The sequence below is a fragment of the Shewanella sedimentimangrovi genome, from assembly GCF_017354965.1.
GTDB classification, from domain to species: domain Bacteria; phylum Pseudomonadota; class Gammaproteobacteria; order Enterobacterales; family Shewanellaceae; genus Shewanella; species Shewanella cyperi.
The window spans coordinates 4,026,795-4,044,760 of sequence record NZ_CP071502.1; the positions used below are offsets into that span (position 1 = coordinate 4,026,795).

The window sequence follows — 17,966 nt, forward strand, 5'->3', positions numbered from 1 at the left end:
ATAGTTATCAAATAGTTAAACACGTTATTAGACGCAATCCCCGCCGGCAACACAAGCCGAACAGGGGAGCGAATTTGTAACCTCAGGTTATACCGGCGAAAAGCCGGTAATCAGGACAATAATTACAGCGTATTCAGGGCCTTCAGAGCCACCGAGGTCATGGCTTCGACGCCGGTTCCAAGCGCCGACTCATCGACAAAGAATTGCGGTGAATGGTTGCTGGCCACCTGGGCCGGGTCCTTACCCGGCGGGGTGATCCCCAGGAAGAAAAACATGCCCGGGGTTTGCTGGGCATAGAAGGCAAAGTCCTCGGCACCGGTAATAAGCCCCGGCTCCACCAGCTTGTCCTTGCCCACCACAGACGCGAGCACCGGGCGCATATTGGCCACCAAGGTAGGATCGTTCACCAACACAGGGTACCCCTGCTCTATGCTGGTTTCGGCGCTGGCACCCTGGGCCTGGGCACTGCTGGCGGCCGTATCTGCCAGCAGGGTTTTGATATGGGCCCGCATGTCCTGATCAAAGCTGCGAATGGTGCCAATCAATTCCACTTCATCTGGGATGATATTGGAGCGAATGCCACCATTGATGGCACCGAAACTGACCACGGCCGGAGCCTTGGTAACATCCACCCGACGACTGACTATGGTCTGGACGCTGTTGATCACCTGGGCCGCCGCCACTATGGGGTCGACCCCATTCCAGGGTCTGGAGCCGTGGGTCTGACGCCCCTTGATCTTGATGCTGAAGGAATCTTCGCTGGCCATGGCCGAGCCCGGGCGCACACCTATGGTGCCCGCAGGCAGGTTGGAGGTCACATGCATACCGAACACCGCCTGGGGTTTACGATCCTTGAACAGCCCCTGCTTCAACAGCAGCTCGGCACCGCCCTCCTCCCCGGCCGGTGCGCCTTCCTCGGCGGGCTGGAACACAAACATCACCTCACCGGCAAGGTCATTGCGCAGCGCGGCCAAACGCTCGGCCACCCCCATCAACATGGCCACATGGGTGTCATGACCGCAGGCATGCATCACGCCCACGGTCTGGCCCCGATAGGAGTCCGTAGCCTTGGATGCAAAAGGGAGATCGACTTTTTCGGTGACAGGCAATGCATCCATGTCCGCTCGCAGGGCAATCAGAGGACCGGGCTTGGCCCCCTTCAGCAGTCCGACAACCCCGGTGTGCGCCATGCCCGTCTGCACCTCCATCCCCAAAGATTTCAGGTGTTCAGCCACCAACTTGGCGGTACGGAATTCGCGGTTGGACAACTCGGGATGCTGGTGCAGATCGCGGCGCCAGTCAATTACCCTGGCCGTCACCTCGGCGGCGAAATCGGCCTGAGTAGCGGCCAAGGCAGGTAAAGTCAGACAAGCGCTGGCCAAGGCCAGAGACAAGAGGGAGCGGCGCATGGGGAATTCCTTTTTTATTGGTATCTGGAGGCCCTAAGCTACACTCCTGTGGGCCGGTTGTTAATCCGGCAGTCGGAAAAACACCACATCCTTGTCCACCAGCTCCAGTTGCCAACCCAGTTCCGCCGCCAGCCAGGAGAAGGTTTCATCGGAGTAAAAATTGATATGGGTGGGGTCATTCTTGTAATGCCAGCGGCCAAAGGCCTCGGCGTTCAATACCCTCTTGGTCATGACGGCCAACAGACCGCCTGGCTTAAGCAGTTGCTGCAATTGACGCATCAGGCCAGCGGCATCGGCCACATGCTCTATCACTTCGGTCAGAGTCACGCAGTCGTAGCGCCTGTCGAGCGCCGCTTTATCGGGATAATAATAGAGATCGTAGTTGGCAAACTGAAAGCCCTGCTCGGCGGCCATCCTGGAGAGTATAGCGCCGGCGCCGCAGCCGAAATCCAGCCCTTCGGCGCCCTGAGTCAAACGCGCCAGCACAGGTATCAGGGTACGTGAAAGGAAGCTGCGGTAACCCGGGGTATCGGCACCGTTATCGTGTTTGTCGTACTCGGCCTTTTCAGCGGCCGCCGACAAATAGAAGGGTTCAGGTACCTGCACCAGGGCGCATTCGCGGCAGCGAAAATAGGGACGACGCCTGTCCTCTGCGAACAGGTATAAGGATGTTCCGCCACAAAGGGCACAGGAAAAGGCACTCATGGCTTGGGTTTCTGTCTCTCTTGCAGAAGCTTTTCTGGCTCCTGCTCAGCGATTTTGCGCTCCTGCTTGGCTGCATCCCGGGCCTGTTTGAGGTACTTCTGCTCCCTGAGTTCCCGTTCGCTGAATTGCTGAACAGCCTTTTGGCGCTGGCTGTCTTCCCAGTCACCATGCTGTTGTTGCTCAAGCAACTTTTGCTCGCGGGCCTCGGTGGCGGCCGCGGCGGCCTTGGCCTTCTGCAACTGCTCGGCCTCGGTCACCAGCTGCTGTTCATGGGCCTTTTCCGCCTTCATGACCAACCTGGGTTTAGTGTCGTCAGCCGCAAACGTCGCAGTGGCTGCACAAGCGAGCATCAATACCAGAGTGAATAGGAATTTCATGGTGTTCCCTCCGTTGGAGACTGGGGTTTATTGTCACCGCCCCTGGCTTTTTAGGCAACCTCAGCCACAGAGGACTCGGTCCAGTTAGCTCTCCCGGTAGCGGGCCCGTACCTGCGCCGGCATGGCCGCCAGACGCTTGGTCACCATGGCTGCTTGTGCGGCGAGCAAAGGCGCCACATCCAGCCCGGGGTGCAGGCATTGCAGACTATGGGCCACAGCTTCCAGGGTCGATAGGCTATCACTGCGACCGGCCTTGCGGATCCTGTAGTCGGAACCGGTTTGTGGCAGGAAACTCAGCCTCGGCAAGCCATGGAGCCAGGGATTGAGATGGTACATCTTCAATGCCTTGCGCCAGGTGGCATCGATAAGCAGCAGCAAAGGTCTGCCGCCCGATTGTCCGGCACCCGCAGAGCATGGTGCGATGTCAGGCTCGGAAGTCTCATCTTGCGGGTACACCAGATACAGGGGGCCGACGCGGGCAGTGAGTTCGGCCTGCACACCGGCAAAATCCGCCGCGGATTCGCCACAGAGGATCCGGGTTTGCGGCAACACCAGGGGCAACAAACGGGCGGTGTTTTTGGCATGGGACGCCTCATCCGGATGCTGCAACACCCAGATATCCACATCACAAGCCATTGGGCTGATGGCGGCACAGAGACAGACCGCCAGGGGATAACCACACTTGGGACAATATTCCCGGGACAAGGCCGTATTCCAATCTTGAACTTTGTAACCAAAGTTTAACCCAGCCTGGCTACCAATTGCCAAGCCTGGGTAAGCTGCTATAGTGGCCGCGCGACAAGGAAGTGCAAGTTACTGAGCAATATACGGTAACTGATTTCTTGTGCAGCTATGCAAATTAACAAGGAAAGTAACATGACAAATAAACAAATCCCACTTGCCCTGGCCATGATGCTGGCATCTGGCCTGTCTTATGCGGCCGCAGATGTGCCCTTCCAACATGAAGCGTCTGTGAGTTATGGCTCCAATACCGACGACTTCGGCGATGGCAGCTGGAATCTGGGCTACAGGTTCTACGCTTCTCCGGTCTCCCAGGAACAGCAACCCTACGCCCTCAGCGGCTTTTTGGCCCAGACCTCCAACCTTGGTGCCGGCTATACGACCGTAGACGATGCCGATCTTGATGCCTATCATCTCGATGGTCAGTACGTGTTCGGCAACAAGTGGTTCCTGCAGGCAGGTTACGACAAGGTTGAATTCGGCTCTGATTTCGCCAGTTTCGACACCCATGCCTACAGTTTGGGTGGCGGCTACTATTTCAACGACCATTCGGCGGCTTTTGCTTCTTACAGTCGCCGGGAAAGTGATTCAAACCAGGCAATTTCAGGTGTAAGTGTGGATAGTTATGGTCTTGGAATTCGCAGCTTTATCAAAATGCAAAGCACTGCCGGTGTAGATCTGCAATTGAACCTGAACCATAGCCGTTTCAACAGCCGGTATTTTGATGCTTCCAATAGCACGCTCAATTTGAACGCCGATTGGTACCTGACCCGCGCTTGGTCCATCGGTGGCCATTACAGCATTGACGAGGACGGCTACGACAACTACGGACTGCAAACCGCCTACTGGTTGCGTCTGAGCGACAACATATCCCTGACCTTTGCCTTGGCCAAGACGATTGAACCCGATGGCGACGGCATGTTTGCCAACATGGGCCTAAACGGTCGTTTCTAATTTGGTTTAACGAAACCAACTACATCAGCCCAGAAGCTGGCTTCTGGGCTGATATCATTCTCAGTCGATGACCGGTTCCCTGTGCCAATGGCTGAGATGTTTCATTCCCATCACCCCCAGCAGTAAAAATGCCATGGTCCCCATGGGCAATCCCAGCGCCAACGGCGCCGGCATCGGTGTCAACTGCACCAGGGCAGCTATCACCGAAGCCCCGCTCATCTGGATAAAGCCCAACATGGCCGTGGCCGTGCCGGCCCGCTCACCAAAAGGCGCCAGCGCCATACTGGTGGCCGGTCCAAGCAAGAGAGCAAAGCCAACACACAGCAGCATCATGGGCAGCATAAAGGCAAATGAGGCCGCCAAGGGACCGGACCAGGCAGGCAACTGCAGCACCAGCTCCAGCAGCGCGGCCAGGATCATCAGCCACAGGGCGACAATGACCGTTGGCCTGTTACCCAGACGTTTGGTCACTACCGGCGCCGCAAAGCAGGCAATGACGTTGACCAGGGCATTGAGACCAAACAGCCCGGAGAAGGTCAGTTCGGATACCCCCAGTTTGCCAATCAGCCATACCGGCGAATAGGACACATAGCTGAGAATAGCCGCCATGGCCGCCATGCAGGTCAGGGCGTAAAACATGAAGTGACTGTTGGCCAATACCGGCTTGTACCTGGCCCAGCTGTAGAGTCGCCCCTGACTGTCGGTGTTGGCCGGACGGGTTTCAGGTAGGCGATATCCCACCACCAGCAGCATCAACAGGCCATAGAGCGCCATAAAGGCGAAGGTGGAGCGCCAGCCAAATTGCAGTGCCAACAGGCCACCCAGGGTAGGGGCCAGGGCCGGTACCACACAGATGGCGCCATTGAGATAACTGTAAATGCGCGCCCCTTCGGCGGGACTGAAGCAGTCGCGCACCGCGCTGAAGGCCACTATTGAGGTAGAGCAGGCCGCCAGGCCCTGAAGCAGGCGGGCCAATTGCAACCATTCAAACTCAAGGGCTGCCGCCGCCAACAAGCTGCTGGCCACGTACAGCAAGATGCCGAACAGGGCCACGGGCCTGCGACCAAAACGATCCGCCAGCGGACCTATGAGTATTTGTCCCACGCCCATGGCGAACAAAAACAGTACCAGGGTGGATTGCACTGCGCCGGAGCTGACACTGAAGTCCCGCGCCATAGTGGGTATGGAGGGCAGATAAATATCTATGGCCAGGGGGCTCAGCAGCACCAGGGACATCAAAATAGGCAGCAACTTGACAGGCATTTTCCAACTACAATCCGCGATAATATGGGCCCATGTTACCCGCACCCATGGTATGAATAGAAATGGTATATAATCCAAAGCAAATTTCCATATAGGAATATCTCATGCATTTGGATAAGTTGGCGCGCTTGGATCTCAACCTCTTGGTGATCTTACAGGTGCTGTTGGAAGAGCAAAGCGTGACCCGGGCAGCCGCCAGGCTCAATGTCAGCCAGTCGGCACTGAGCAAGAGCCTGAGTCGACTCAGGGAAACCCTGGGCGACCCCTTGTTTTCCCGCACCGCCCACGGCCTCAAGCCCTCGGCCCATGCGCTGATGCTGGGACAGAAATTGCCGCCCCTGTTACAGGAGGTGTACCAATTGACCCTGCCGCCCGGCTTTGACCCCGCAAGCAGCAACCGCAGCTTCAGCTTTGCCATGGTAGAAAGTGCCTATGAAACCCTGATCCCGGGGTTTATCGGTCCGCTGCTGGCCCAGGCGCCGAACCTGCGCATCAACTCCTATATGTGGAGCGAAAAGTCCATCAGCGACCTGCAACTGGGGCAAATTGACTTTGGCATAGATGGTATCGATCTTCAGCCCCAGTCCAATTTCCATATCGACAACTTGCCCGAGGGCATTTGTCACCAAACCTTGTTTACCGACAGCCAGGTGTGCCTGGTGCGCCAGGGCCATCCGCTGCTGGCACTACATCAGGCCGGTGCATGGAATATAGACGCCTACCTGGGGGTGCAGCATGTGCAGGTTCGCTGTGAGGGCAGCGACTGGTGGGCACTGGATTATCACCTGGCGGAGATGGGCCGGCAGCGCAGCCTGTGCACCACGGTACCGGACTTTTACGGCGCGGCCAGCGTTTGCGCCCATACGGATCTGGTCTTTACCCTGCCGGAAAGCTTTGCCCGCCACGCCATTAAGCTGTATCCGCTGGTTATATTGCCGCTGCCATTCGACTTTATCCCCCTCGCCTATGTGCTGCTGTGGCACCAGCGCAACAATGCCGATCCCGGCCATCAATGGATCCGCGACATTATCTGCCAAAGCGTCAGCGGAGCCTTCGGTCAGCCTGCAACTCCCGCTGCCGGATTAAATTCAGATTAACCATAATTCACGTGATCAGCGGCACAAAGGGGTGCAGACTGAAGCCTCAGTTCAATACAGGAAAACGCCATGATCTACAGCCAGTTCCAAGCCCATCAACCCTTTGCCAACCGCTTTGCCGGTGCTCGCGGTCTGTTGATGTTTGCCGCAGGTATCGCGGTACTGGCGCTGGGATTGATCCTCTTGCCCTTGCTGTTTCTTGCTGCGGCTATCAGCACCCTGGTGCTGGCCACCTTCGGCAGACAATGGCTGAAAGGTAAATTGGCAGCCAGACAAGCAAGCCATGATGGCAGCGCATTCGGGCGTTTTCGATTTGACGACAGTTTCCAACCCAGGCCCCATCAGGGCCGCACCTTTGACCATGACCCGGCTGACTGAGCCTCGATGAGCGCTGTCGTCCCCAGCGCTCAATGACAACAGCAGCACTTGGCCCTCTCCAGGGCCTTTTTTTTTGCCCAAAGCAAAACGGGGCCAAATGGCCCCGTTACCGAGTCGGGTGTGACATCAGCCGGCCTGTTGCTGCCGTTGCACCATGTATAAACGATACAGGGCAACGTTAACGAACAGGCCGATAAAGGCAAACAGGGTTTCCACCAGGATTTGCAACGTCAGGCCCACCAACTGGGCGGCCTGGGCCAGAGTGCCCCCCACAAGCGACAGCGGGATATAGAGCAGCAGCAACACCATGGTTCTGAAGGCGATGGGGCCACTGAACACAAAGCTGCTCTTGATGGCCTCAAGCGGTGTAATGTGCTCCACCACAACCATAAAATTCACATAGGCCAAACGGGCAAACAGGTAGAAGCTGATGGACAGGCCAATGATCCAGAAGGGGCCAAAGGCCGCAAACAGCATCACAGGCGCCACAATTGCCATGCCTGAAAACACGGCGGCCAGCAGCAGGGGCGGCACAAAGGGCAAGCTGGCCTTCAACACGGCACCGCTGCTGAGTTCATGGCCATCGGAGCGCAATTGCAGGAATAGCGTCAGGGCAGCAATCAAGATAGAAAAAATGACCAGCAGCACCATCACGGCGATAAAGTGGGGCGCACCGAACTGGGGATCAGTGGCGTCGGCAATGGCCAGTTCATGGCCAAGCCAGGCCTGGATCCCAACCTGTAGTAACAACAACGGCATGGTCAGAACGGCCAATTGGCCCAGATGATTGCGGAAAAAATAATAGGCTTCACTCAAAATGGCAGAAAGTGACATGTGCGTTCCAATGACTGATGAACAAGAAATCCGGCGCCGAGCCTGTAACGGTCGATGCAGGCAGTGACCCAATGTTATAGTGGCCCTAAGAATACCCAATATCACGCCCCGATGCACAGCACTAATGCTGTGACCGGGCGCAAAAGCGCTGCAAAAATCGCCTTGATTTGGCAATTGCAGTGGCCAGAGATCCAGGAGAGCCGAGCATGATAGCCGCATTGAAAAATCTGCTTAACGCCAAATGGCAACAGGCCGGGCAACCGGAAGAGGACATTGGGTTGGCCGCGGCCGTCATGTTGGTGGAAGTGGTGCTGGCCGATGACGAGTTATCGCAGACAGAATCCCGGCTCTTGCCCGAGTTGCTGATGGAACTGCTGGAGATAAATGAAACAGCAGCCAACCAACTGATTGCGGACGCCAAGTTGCACCATCAGAGCGCCACCTCGTTATTTGAATTTACCGATAAGCTCAACCACAGGTTCGATCTGCAGCAGAAACAGGCCCTGCTGCTGGCCATGTGGCGCCTGGCGTTCGCAGATGGAAAACTGTGTCGTTATGAAGAGCAAATCATCCGTAAAAGCGCCGATTTGCTCCACCTCAGGCACAGTGAAGTGATTCAGCTGCGTAACCGCGTGCTGGCCGAAACCGGCGAATAGCGCTCCTGCGTCTTTGTTTCAGGGCAAGGGAGCCTGGCCAGCCTCAGCCGGCCCCTAATAGCATCCAAAACCTCAATGACCTCGGCCGAATTTCAGCACAAAACGACTGGTTTTGCCTCGGACCGAAGGATCGAACACGGACAGGGTCAATGGATCGTCCGGATTCTCCAGCACGGCAGTGCTGTCCAGCAGTTTGAAACCCGCCTGTTCCATGCGACGGATCACCTCACTGCGATCGATGCGGTGCAGCTTTTCAGCACTGCTGACATCCGCTCCCGGCACTGTGGCATGGTCTATGATGGCCACGTAACCATCGGCCTTGAGAGCCCGGTAAAACAGGGCGGTCAGGCGATCCACGTCTATGGCCGGCCAGCTGTCATCATGGAAATAGGTGTCATGGAAGCCAAGCACGAAGAAAATGCGGTCGAAACTGGCATCGGCAAAATTCAGGTCGTTGGCCTCGGCAATCAGCGACTCCACATTCGGCAAACGCTCGCTGTAGCTGCGACGTTTCAGGTCTTCGGCGGCAAAGGGCAGGTAAGCCTGGTTATTGTGGGCAACAACTTTGCCCCTGGGCCCCACAGTCCGGGCCAGTAGTTCCGTGTAGTAACCGCCTCCGGAAAACAAATCCAATATCTGTTGTCCCGGCCGCACCTCGAAAAAGTGCAGTATTTCCTGGGGATGACGGTTGGCATCTTTAGCCCTGTCCGTTGCCGGTCTTTCGCTGGCGGCGATGGCCGAGTCAATTGCATCAACATTTTCTGCTGCCTGGGCCTGCATCAGCAGCAGCTTGGTCAGCACACAAATTCCCAACAACCACTTGTGTTTCATATTTGCCCCATTAGTTAATTTTTAGATCCAAATAAGTAAACAAACAGTAACGTAACCGTTTTTGTATTGTAAGTTTTTGCATTTATTGGGAATAAATGTAAGAAAATGTTTGTCGTCGGTCACACTTTGCTGCTAGCTCTATCAGGGAAGAGTTAATTAAGGAAGGGGAACACCATGAACAATATGCTGGTACAAAAAACTTCCATCACAGCGATGGGCGCGTTAATTACCCTGGCGCTGTTTGCCTTTATGGCGCGGTTGATTTATCAGCCGCCCATGGCGCCACCAACTACTGTAACGACACCAACGATAGAAATCACCCAGACCATAGTTGAGCTCCCGCCCAAAACCAACCGCGAGTTGCCAAAACCGCCGGAGATGATCAGCCCCCCCAGAGTGACCACGCCTGTAGCAGGCACGCCAAATGGGACAATTGAAACTCCAACAATTACCGAGCTGCCGCAACCACCCGTAATTGACAATGGTCCCGGCGGCACCTCGGATTACGAGGTGATGCCCGTGGTACAAATTGAGCCCCAATACCCGATAGATGCGGCCCAGAATGGCATCGAAGGTTATGTGATTGTACGCTTTGATGTCCAGGCCAACGGCGCCGTGACCAATGTACAGGTGGCGGACGCCAATCCCCGCCGCATCTTCGACAAGTCGGCCCTGGCCGCGGTAAAAAAATGGAAGTACAAGCCGAGATTGGAAGCCGGCAAGGCGGTCGCGGCCCCCAATCAGCAGGTGCGTTTGGACTTCACCCTCGACAAGAAAAACTGAAGCAAAAGGGGCACAGGTGTCACCTGTGCCCTTCCTTATCAGCCCTGAATCAGCCCTGACTGGCCGGGATCTTGGCCAGGTGGGACTTTTGCCACCAGAGTATCGGCGCCACTATGGCCACCAGCATCAGGGCATAGGCCATGCGCTCACCCAGGGCCGCCGCCATACCAAAACAGAATAGCAGTCCCAGGATTATCCAGGGACGACATTCCCTCCCCAGCAGGCGCCAGGCCGCCAACATCGACAGCAGATAGATGATGACGAACACGCCGTTGCTCCAGGCAATAAGGTGCTCCAGCTCCTGACCAAACAGGAAACACAGGCTAAGCACCAGAGCCATCAGCCCGAGGATCCCGGTCAGCGCCCGCACCGGCACCCCATGGCTGTTAAGCTTACCGAACCAGCGCGGCGTAATGCCCTCACGGCTGAAGCTCCACAGCAGGCGGGCGGCGCTGCCGGAATAGACGTTTACCGTCGCCAGGCCAGAGGCAATGCCCAAGATACCGATAATTTTAGCGCCACCACCACCCAGCAGGGTATCGAACACCCCCATCATGGCCACGGGGGCCTCGCTTGGCACCAGCATCAACAGGGCGGTACACACCACGTAGATAAGGCCCACCAGCACTGTGCCCAACATCATCGCCGGGATCATATCCTTTTGTGGTTCGCGAAAATCATTGGCCAGATGGGTCATGGCCTCAACCCCAAGAAAGCTCCAGAAGGCAATGCCGGCCGCCGCCATAACGGGGGACGTCGCCAGGCTCAGCTCGGGCAAGGTCAGTTCAACCTGGCCACCTTGCACCCCGAAGGCTGACAACAGCGCCAACACCACTGTCACTATGCCCAGGGTCAAACCAAATTGGGCCTTGGCCGACAGGTGCAGGCCCTTGAGGTTGGCGAGCCACAGACCGAAGATCACCAGCAACTGCGCCAGCAACAGGCCCCAACCCACCAGGGGGATCAGGGCGTTAACAAACTGGAAGGTCATCAGGATCGCGGCCGGTGCTCCCATGGGCACCACCAGCAAAAAGATCAGCCCTATGGTTCGCCCCAGGGTACGGCCAAAGGCTTTTTCCACGAAGAAGGCCGGTCCCGCCGCATGGGGGAAGCGACTCGCCAGGCGTCCGAACACCAAGGTGACGGGAATAATGGCCAGGGTCAGCAGGATCCAGGCCAACAGGGCACCGCTGCCCGCCAGCTCCAGCGTCATCTGCGGCAAGATAAACACCCCAGTGCCCAGCAAAGTGGTGGCCATCAGGCCCGCGCCCTGCCAACGTCCTATAGTTCCGCTAATCTGTTCCATCTGCTAAATTACCCCGGCTCTGAATGGCAAAAGTATAGTCCCAAGGCCTCCGCCAATCTGCCGCCCTTTTCCGCCAGAGTCACACACAATACCGACAATTTGCCGGTTTTCAGCTAAAATGCCGGCAAAATGTCGGTGTGCTGTAAATCAACGGAGTTCAAGTTGGACAAATTCGATCAAGCCATCATCAATGCCCTGCGCCAGGATGCCCGCCAGAGCGTGTCTGCCATCGCCGAGCAGGTCAATCTGTCCCGCAGCGCCGTGGCCGAGCGGATCAAGAAGCTGGAGCAAAGTGGCGTTATCCGCGGTTATCAGGTACTGCTGAGCGAATCCCAAAAGGAAGGGGTGTCGGCCTATTTCGAGATCCAGCACAAATGCCCCCGCTGTGCAGATGTGGTGCATGTGTTTCAGGCCATCCCCGAGGTGATCACCTGCCGAGGCATCTCCGGTGACATGGATCTGTTGGTCTATGTCCACGCCCCCTCGATGCGCCGTTTGCATGAGATCCGCGAATACATAGACACCCACATAGACATAGTGAAAATCAAGACCCATGTGGTCATGAGCGAGTGGATTAACAACCAGGGTTGAAGCGGCTCGCATTTTTACGCTGGCAGAGATATCTGACTGAAAAGATTAAGGGTACACTGGATAGCAAACCCTTGCCGGAGCCCAGCCCATGCAGCCTGACAGTCACAGCCTCGCCGATCTGAACCTGCTCTGGGGATCGCTGATCCTCGAAGAACTGGCCCGTCTTGGCGTGCAGCATCTGTGCATGGCGCCCGGTTCCCGTTCGACACCTCTGACCCTGGCAGCCGCCGCCCAGGATAAAATGCAGCGCCACCTGCACTTCGACGAGCGTGGCCTGGGCTTTTTGGCCCTGGGACTGGCCAAGGCCAGTGCCGCCCCCGTAGCCATAATCACCACCTCGGGCACCGCCGTCGCCAACCTCTATCCGGCGGTTATCGAAGCCTCCTTAACCGGCGTTCCCCTGGTGGTACTCAGCGGCGATCGGCCTCCCGAGCTGCTGGACTGTGGCGCCAACCAGGCCATAGACCAGAGCGGCATCTTTGCCGGCTATGCCGACAGGCTCAATCTGCCACCGGCCGACCCACAGCTGCCGCCCCAGGCGCTGCTGAGCGCCATAGATGAGAAACTGTGCAATGCCAGAGGGCCGGTGCACATCAACTGCATGTTCCGCGAGCCCCTGTATCCCGATGGCCAGGCGAATTTCAGCGGTTTTGCCGATTACTTGCGGCCGCTGGAGGCATGGCAGCAACAACAAACACCCCTGGTGCAATTCGCCCACCATTCTCCCCTGGCTCTGCCACCCCAGGATGCCATGCTGCGCTTCGCCCACGGCAAAGGGGTGATTGTGGCCGGCTGCCTGACACCCGAAGAGGATCCCGGCGCACTTATTGCCCTGTCCCAGAGTCTGGGCTGGCCGCTGCTGACCGATGCCCAAAGCCAGCTCAGGCAGCATCCCGCCGTCATAGGCCATATAGATCAGCTGTTGCAACAGCCCAAGGCCAAGGCCCTGCTGGAGCAGGCCGACAGGCTGTTGCTGATAGGTGGCCGCCTGCTGTCGAAGCGGCTACTGGCCTACATTAAAAATCGCGACTGGCACAGCCTGTGGCAGGTGCTGCCGAGCCAGCAACGGCTGGATCCGGACCACAGCAACAAGCAGGTGTGGCTGGCCAATGCCGGGCAACTGGCGGCCCTGAACTGGCCCCGCTCCTCGTCGGCCAATTGGGCCACGGAACTGACGGGACTGAACCAGGAGCTGGAGCAACTCTTCATCCGGCATATCGACAGCGGCGAATTCGGCGAGGCCCAGGTGGTCCGCGCCATGGTGTCCAGACGCACCACGGAACAACAGTTCCTGCTCGGCAACAGTCTGCCGGTGCGGCTGTACGACATGTACGCTCCCATCAGTTGCTGCGCAGCAACCACATACACCAACCGCGGCGCCTCGGGCATAGACGGCCTGCTCGCCACCGCCTGCGGCCTGGCACGCCATGGCGGGCGCCCCACCAGCCTGGTATTGGGGGATCTGTCGGCCCTGCATGATCTCAATTCCTTGGCCCTGGCACGGGATCTCGGCAGTCCCCTGGTGATAGTGGTGCTCAACAATGACGGCGGCAATATCTTCAACCTCTTGCCCGTTCCCACCGAGGCCCTGCGCAGCGACTTCTACCGCCTCAGTCATGGACTGGAATTCGGTTATGGTGCCGCTATGTTTGGCCTGCCCTATGACAGGGTCGAGTGCCTGGATGACTTTATCAGCGCCTACGAGGCGGCGCTGGAGCACAATGGCGCGTCCGTCATCGAGGTCAGCGTTTCCAGCCACCAGGCCAGCGATCAAATCGCCACCCTGGGCCAGTGGGTGAAGCAACTGTGAGCAAGCCGCTACTGGTGCTGCTGCATGGCTTTCTCGGCGATCGCCATGATTGGCAGCCCTTGTTGCCTTTGCTTGAACCCCACTTTCATTGCCTCTGTCCCGAACTGCCGGGCCATGGGTTGAATGTAGATCAGCCCTTGCCCACACCGGGCCTTGAGGCTGCGGCGACCCGTATTCTGGCGCAGCTGGACAGCATTACACCCCATGGTGACCAGCCGGGCAGCTTTCACCTCTACGGCTATTCCCTCGGCGGCCGCATAGCCCTGCACCTGGCTAAACAGCTGGCCCTGTCGACGCCGGAGCGCCTGCTGAGCCTGACCCTGGAATCCAGCCATCCCGGGCTGATATCTGCATCCGAACGGCAAGAGAGGCTCGCCAGTGATGCGGTCTGGGCCGAGCGGCTGCGCCATGAGCCCATGACAGACTTTCTGGATGCCTGGTATCGCCAGCCACCCTTTGCCGAACTGAGTGAGCAAGCACGGTCAGCATTAATCGAAAAACGCGCAGGCCAGAACCCGGCAGCGCTGGCAAACTGCCTGCTGGCCTGCTCCCTTGGACTGCAACAGGACCTGAGCGTCCTGCCCGGCCAATTGCCCAGCCCCGTGCATTACCTCTATGGCGAACGGGACAGCAAGTTTGCAGCCCTGGCCCAGGCATGGCGGGCACAAGCGGAGCAGCAGCCGGGCATAAACCAGCTGCACTTGCACCCCATTGCGGCGGCCGGGCATAACTGCCATCTGGCCAGGCCAGAGGCGGTGACGGCCGTAATGATTCAGCTACTGCAACAACCTCATCAACAGGGCTCATCACAGTGACCGAAATAACCCGTCTGGCACTCTATGGCTATCAAATTCCACTCAATCCGCCCCTGCCGGTGGGACGCCAGCGCATCAACCGGCGTCATGGTCTGCTGCTGCGGGCTATCACGGACCAAGGCGAAGCCGTGGTGGAGCTGGCGCCGCTTTGTGGCACCGACATGGATGGCGAGCCCATTGACGGCTTCAGCCGCGAAAGCCTGAGGCAGCTGCAGGAAGAGTTGATCGCTTTGTTGCCGCAACTTGGCAGTACCGAGGCGCTGGAAAGGGTGGCGGAGCAAACCACTTTGCCCTCCCTCGCCTGGGGCCTGGGACTACTGGCCCTGAAACTGGAAGGTGAACTCACCTCCAGGCAGCCAAGGCTTGCCCCTGTGCCTTTGATTTATCGCCAGCCCAATGAAACAGCCGATGAACTGGCGCAGCGGCTGGCCAATCTGCCAAGGGATTGCCGCTTTGCCAAGCTCAAGATAGCGCAGAATGACGTTGAGGCTGAACTTAGGCTGATCTATGCCCTGCAGACCGCTCGCCCCGATATCAGGTTACGCCTTGATGCCAACGGCGGTTTCACTCTCACCCAGGCGGTGGATTTTTGCGCCTGTCTGCCCAGGGTCAGTATCGATTTTATTGAAGACCCCTGCCGGGAAAGCGCCGACTGCGAGGCCCTGCACAGTGCCTTGGGTCTGGGCTATGCCCTGGATGCGCCCCTCAATGCCCCCGACTTCGAGCTGAGTCCACTGGCAGGGCTCAGGGCCCTGGTGCTCAAACCCATGTTGATCGGCAGCCCGACCAAGGTGCAGGGGTTGATTACCGCGGCGCAACAACTGGGCCTGCGCTGTATTATCAGCTCGGCACTGGAATCCTCGCTCGGCATCAGCGATTTGGCTGCCTTTGCCGCTCAGGAAACCCCGGATGAGGCGCCGGGGCTGGACACGCTTGCCGCCTTTGAGGCAGATCTGCTGGTCAGCAGCGGCAAGGCCCTGTGCCTGGAGTTCGGGCAATTGCCGCTATTGGCGTCCTGGGAGGCGGAATGTTAGCCGGCATCAGCCCCTTGCACAGGATGGCGGGACGCCAGCCTGAGGCCATAGCCGTCATTGCCGAGGCCCATAACGGTAAGGCCCAGATCTGTGAGACTCAGAACAGTGAGATTCAGCTCAACTACGGTGAACTCAGCCATAGGGTGCTGGCCACGGCCGCGGCCCTGAAGCAAGCCCAAATTAAGCGCCTCGGGGTGATAGGCCCCAACAGCCTGGAGCAAATTATCCTCTATTGGGCCTGTGTCGATGCCGGCAGCCTGTTTTGCCCCCTGTCCTGGCGTTTACCTGAGGCCCAGCTGGCTCAACTGGCCGCCGAGCTGCGCCTGGACGCCCTGAGCCTTGATACCGAGCAAGATCTCAAGCTCAACGGCCTGTCTGTGCCGCGCTTTCCTTTACCGAACTTGCCGCTGCCAAACTTTGCCAGCAGCGCCTTTGAGCCCCCAACACCCGAGCCAATCGATCCCTTGCGGCCGGTGAACCTGATCCTCACCTCAGGATCCAGCGGTAAACCCAAGGCGGCGCTGCATTGCCTGAACAATCACATGGCCAGTGCCGAGGGCGCCGCAAGCCTGATCCCACTCTCACCAGGGGATCGCTGGCTCCTGTCACTGCCACTGTTCCATATCGGCGGTCTGGCAATAGTTAACCGCTGCGCCCTTGCCGGCGCTACTCTGGTTTTGCCATCGACCCTGGGCCTTGCCAAGGACATTAGCCGCTTTCAGATCAGTCACCTGTCGCTGGTGATGACCCAGCTACGCAAACTGCTTGCGGAAGGCCCGGATGCCCTGGGCAGCGTGAAAGCCCTTTTGCTCGGTGGCAGCGCCCTGGCGCCCGACCTGCTGACGCGGCTTAAGAAACTCAATGTGCGCGCTTTTGGCAGCTATGGCATGACGGAAATGTCGTCACAGATCACCACGGGCCGGGTCAATGAAGAGGGCCACAGTGGTCACTTGCTGCCGGGGCGGGAACTGCGGCTGGTCGACGGCGAAATCCAGCTGAAGGGACCCTGCTTGTTCCTCGGTTATCTGGAAGGCAATAAGATTAACCTGCCACTGACCGCCGATGGCTGGTTTGCCAGCGGCGATCTGGGCTGGCTCGATGAGCAAGGTCGGCTGCATGTGAATGGCCGCAAAGACAACATGTTCGTCTGTGGCGGTGAAAACCTGCAACCGGAAGAAGTTGAGGCGGCCCTGAAGCAGCATCCGGAGATAGAAGAGGCGTTGGTGTTCGGCGCCGAAGATGCTGAATTTGGGCTGCTGCCCCAGGCCATACTACGTTGCAGTGAAGGTTGCCAAAACACCATGCCGAGCCAGGCGCAGCTGGATGCCTTTCTCGCCCCCCGGCTGGCACGCTTCAAACGCCCCCGGCGCTACCATCCCTGGCCCGAGCTAATGGACTCAGGGCTCAAGCCCAACCGCAAGGCGCTGATTGCCGCGGTTAAAGCCAAGTCCTAAAAAGTCATAAAAAGCGCGCACAAAAAAACCGGCCTGGGCCGGTTTTTCTTTAGATGCTTTCCAGATCAGGCTTCCATGCAGGCCTTGAGCTTGTTCATGGCATTCTTTTCCAACTGGCGAATGCGCTCGGCGGACACCTGATAGGTATCGGCCAGCTCCTGCAGGGTGATCTTGTCATCGTCCAACCAACGGGCTCGCAGAATGTGCTGGCTGCGCTCGTCGAGGGTCTTGATGGCCGACAGCAGACGCGCCTGGGAATTGCTTTCCCAATTGTCGTTTTCCACCTGGGAAGCCAGATCGGAAGAATGGTCTTCCAGATAATGCACCGGGGCAAAATCATGCTCATCGTCACTGTCGTTGAGCAGATCGAAGGCCGGATCCTGGGCCGCCATGCGCGATTCCATCTCGGTCACATCCGCCTTGGACACCCCGAGGTTCTCCGCCACCATGGTGACCTCCTCATCGCTGAACCAGCCCAGACGTTGCTTGGCCTTGCGCAGATTGAAGAAGAGTTTACGTTGGGCCTTGGTGGTGGCCACTTTAACTATGCGCCAGTTTTTCAGCACATATTCATGAATTTCTGCTTTGATCCAGTGCACGGCAAAGGACACCAGGCGCACGCCCACTTCGGGATCGAAGCGCTTGACGGCCTTCATCAGGCCTATGTTGCCTTCCTGGATAAGATCGGCCTGGGGCAGGCCATAACCTGCGTAGCCCTTGGCCACATGCACCACAAAGCGCAGATGCGACATAATCAGCTGTTTCGCCGCCTGCAGGTCCCCGGTTGCCTGTAAACGCTTGGCAAGCGCGTACTCTTCCTCCGCCTCCAGCATGGGCATGCTGTTGACCGAATGAATGTAGGCTTCAAGGCTGCCGCTTCCCTGGGGAACCATCAGTGCCATTGATTGCGTTTGTTCAGTCATTGGAA

19 protein-coding genes are annotated in these 17,966 nt (G+C 58.0%); 10 read left to right on the forward strand and 9 right to left on the reverse strand.

Annotation, left to right across the window (positions count from 1 at the left end; genetic code table 11):
* Positions 1-122: 122 nt before the first annotated feature.
* From JYB85_RS17965 to JYB85_RS17980, 4 genes are all read right to left on the reverse strand, one after another.
* Complete coding sequence (locus JYB85_RS17965) at positions 123-1,409, reverse strand: amidohydrolase (protein WP_207380381.1); 1,287 nt, start codon at positions 1,407-1,409, stop codon at positions 123-125.
* 60 nt (positions 1,410-1,469) lie between these two features.
* Positions 1,470-2,114, reverse strand: a complete 645-nt coding sequence (locus JYB85_RS17970) for a class I SAM-dependent methyltransferase (RefSeq protein ID WP_207380382.1) — start codon at positions 2,112-2,114, stop codon at positions 1,470-1,472.
* The gene (locus JYB85_RS17975) at positions 2,111-2,491 is read right to left on the reverse strand and encodes a hypothetical protein (RefSeq protein WP_207380383.1); all 381 of its coding nucleotides are present in this window, start codon (positions 2,489-2,491) and stop codon (positions 2,111-2,113) included. Before JYB85_RS17975 ends, JYB85_RS17970 begins: the two co-directional genes overlap by 4 nt.
* An 84-nt stretch (positions 2,492-2,575) precedes the next feature.
* A complete protein-coding gene (locus tag JYB85_RS17980) occupies positions 2,576-3,196 on the reverse strand; it encodes a tRNA-uridine aminocarboxypropyltransferase (RefSeq protein WP_207380384.1) in 621 nt (206 codons plus the stop codon).
* A gap of 171 nt (positions 3,197-3,367) precedes the next feature.
* Between JYB85_RS17980 and JYB85_RS17985 the strand changes: the two genes are divergently transcribed.
* Positions 3,368-4,186 carry a putative porin gene (locus JYB85_RS17985; protein ID WP_228730151.1) on the forward strand — a complete coding sequence of 273 codons (819 nt, stop codon included), beginning with the start codon at positions 3,368-3,370 and terminating at the stop codon, positions 4,184-4,186.
* 60 nt (positions 4,187-4,246) lie between these two features.
* Here the strand turns inward: JYB85_RS17985 and JYB85_RS17990 are convergent, their stop codons facing one another.
* On the reverse strand, positions 4,247-5,449 hold the full coding sequence (locus JYB85_RS17990; RefSeq protein ID WP_207380385.1) for a multidrug effflux MFS transporter: 1,203 nt from the start codon (positions 5,447-5,449) through the stop codon (positions 4,247-4,249).
* 104 nt (positions 5,450-5,553) lie between these two features.
* On the opposite strand from JYB85_RS17990, the gene JYB85_RS17995 reads away from it, so the two are divergent.
* A complete protein-coding gene (locus tag JYB85_RS17995) occupies positions 5,554-6,546 on the forward strand; it encodes a LysR family transcriptional regulator (RefSeq protein ID WP_207380386.1) in 993 nt (330 codons plus the stop codon).
* A 69-nt stretch (positions 6,547-6,615) separates the two neighbouring features.
* Positions 6,616-6,924, forward strand: coding sequence for a hypothetical protein (locus JYB85_RS18000; RefSeq protein WP_207324952.1), 309 nt, complete (start codon positions 6,616-6,618; stop codon positions 6,922-6,924).
* 126 nt (positions 6,925-7,050) lie between these two features.
* Here the strand turns inward: JYB85_RS18000 and JYB85_RS18005 are convergent, their stop codons facing one another.
* The gene (locus JYB85_RS18005; protein ID WP_207380387.1) at positions 7,051-7,758 is read right to left on the reverse strand and encodes a hypothetical protein; all 708 of its coding nucleotides are present in this window, start codon (positions 7,756-7,758) and stop codon (positions 7,051-7,053) included.
* Positions 7,759-7,964: 206 nt separating this feature from the next.
* On the opposite strand from JYB85_RS18005, the gene JYB85_RS18010 reads away from it, so the two are divergent.
* Complete coding sequence (locus tag JYB85_RS18010) at positions 7,965-8,414, forward strand: tellurite resistance TerB family protein (RefSeq protein WP_207380388.1); 450 nt, start codon at positions 7,965-7,967, stop codon at positions 8,412-8,414.
* Between the two features lie 72 nt (positions 8,415-8,486).
* On the opposite strand, the gene JYB85_RS18015 is transcribed toward JYB85_RS18010, so the two are convergent.
* Entirely contained in the window at positions 8,487-9,245 is a 759-nt protein-coding gene (locus JYB85_RS18015; protein ID WP_228730153.1) for a class I SAM-dependent methyltransferase, read from the reverse strand.
* Between the two features lie 174 nt (positions 9,246-9,419).
* Between JYB85_RS18015 and JYB85_RS18020 the strand changes: the two genes are divergently transcribed.
* Entirely contained in the window at positions 9,420-10,028 is a 609-nt protein-coding gene (locus JYB85_RS18020) for an energy transducer TonB (RefSeq protein ID WP_207380389.1), read from the forward strand.
* 49 nt (positions 10,029-10,077) lie between these two features.
* Here the strand turns inward: JYB85_RS18020 and yjeH are convergent, their stop codons facing one another.
* Positions 10,078-11,334 carry an L-methionine/branched-chain amino acid transporter gene (yjeH, locus tag JYB85_RS18025; protein ID WP_207380390.1) on the reverse strand — a complete coding sequence of 419 codons (1,257 nt, stop codon included), beginning with the start codon at positions 11,332-11,334 and terminating at the stop codon, positions 10,078-10,080.
* A gap of 162 nt (positions 11,335-11,496) precedes the next feature.
* On the opposite strand from yjeH, the gene JYB85_RS18030 reads away from it, so the two are divergent.
* From JYB85_RS18030 to menE, 5 genes are all read left to right on the forward strand, one after another.
* Positions 11,497-11,925 (forward strand): Lrp/AsnC family transcriptional regulator, encoded by a 429-nt coding sequence (locus JYB85_RS18030; RefSeq protein WP_207321287.1) that lies wholly within the window; start codon positions 11,497-11,499, stop codon positions 11,923-11,925.
* A gap of 88 nt (positions 11,926-12,013) precedes the next feature.
* A complete protein-coding gene (gene menD, locus JYB85_RS18035; protein ID WP_207380391.1) occupies positions 12,014-13,735 on the forward strand; it encodes a 2-succinyl-5-enolpyruvyl-6-hydroxy-3-cyclohexene-1-carboxylic-acid synthase in 1,722 nt (573 codons plus the stop codon).
* A complete protein-coding gene (gene menH / locus JYB85_RS18040) occupies positions 13,732-14,550 on the forward strand; it encodes a 2-succinyl-6-hydroxy-2,4-cyclohexadiene-1-carboxylate synthase (RefSeq protein ID WP_228730155.1) in 819 nt (272 codons plus the stop codon). Before menD ends, menH begins: the two co-directional genes overlap by 4 nt.
* The gene (gene menC, locus JYB85_RS18045; protein WP_228730157.1) at positions 14,547-15,584 is read left to right on the forward strand and encodes an o-succinylbenzoate synthase; all 1,038 of its coding nucleotides are present in this window, start codon (positions 14,547-14,549) and stop codon (positions 15,582-15,584) included. The genes menH and menC overlap by 4 nt, the downstream gene beginning before the upstream one ends.
* Entirely contained in the window at positions 15,578-17,038 is a 1,461-nt protein-coding gene (menE, locus tag JYB85_RS18050; RefSeq protein WP_207380393.1) for an o-succinylbenzoate--CoA ligase, read from the forward strand. Before menC ends, menE begins: the two co-directional genes overlap by 7 nt.
* Before the next feature lie 65 nt (positions 17,039-17,103).
* On the opposite strand, the gene rpoH is transcribed toward menE, so the two are convergent.
* Complete coding sequence (gene rpoH / locus JYB85_RS18055; protein ID WP_207321291.1) at positions 17,104-17,961, reverse strand: RNA polymerase sigma factor RpoH; 858 nt, start codon at positions 17,959-17,961, stop codon at positions 17,104-17,106.
* Positions 17,962-17,966: the final 5 nt, after the last annotated feature.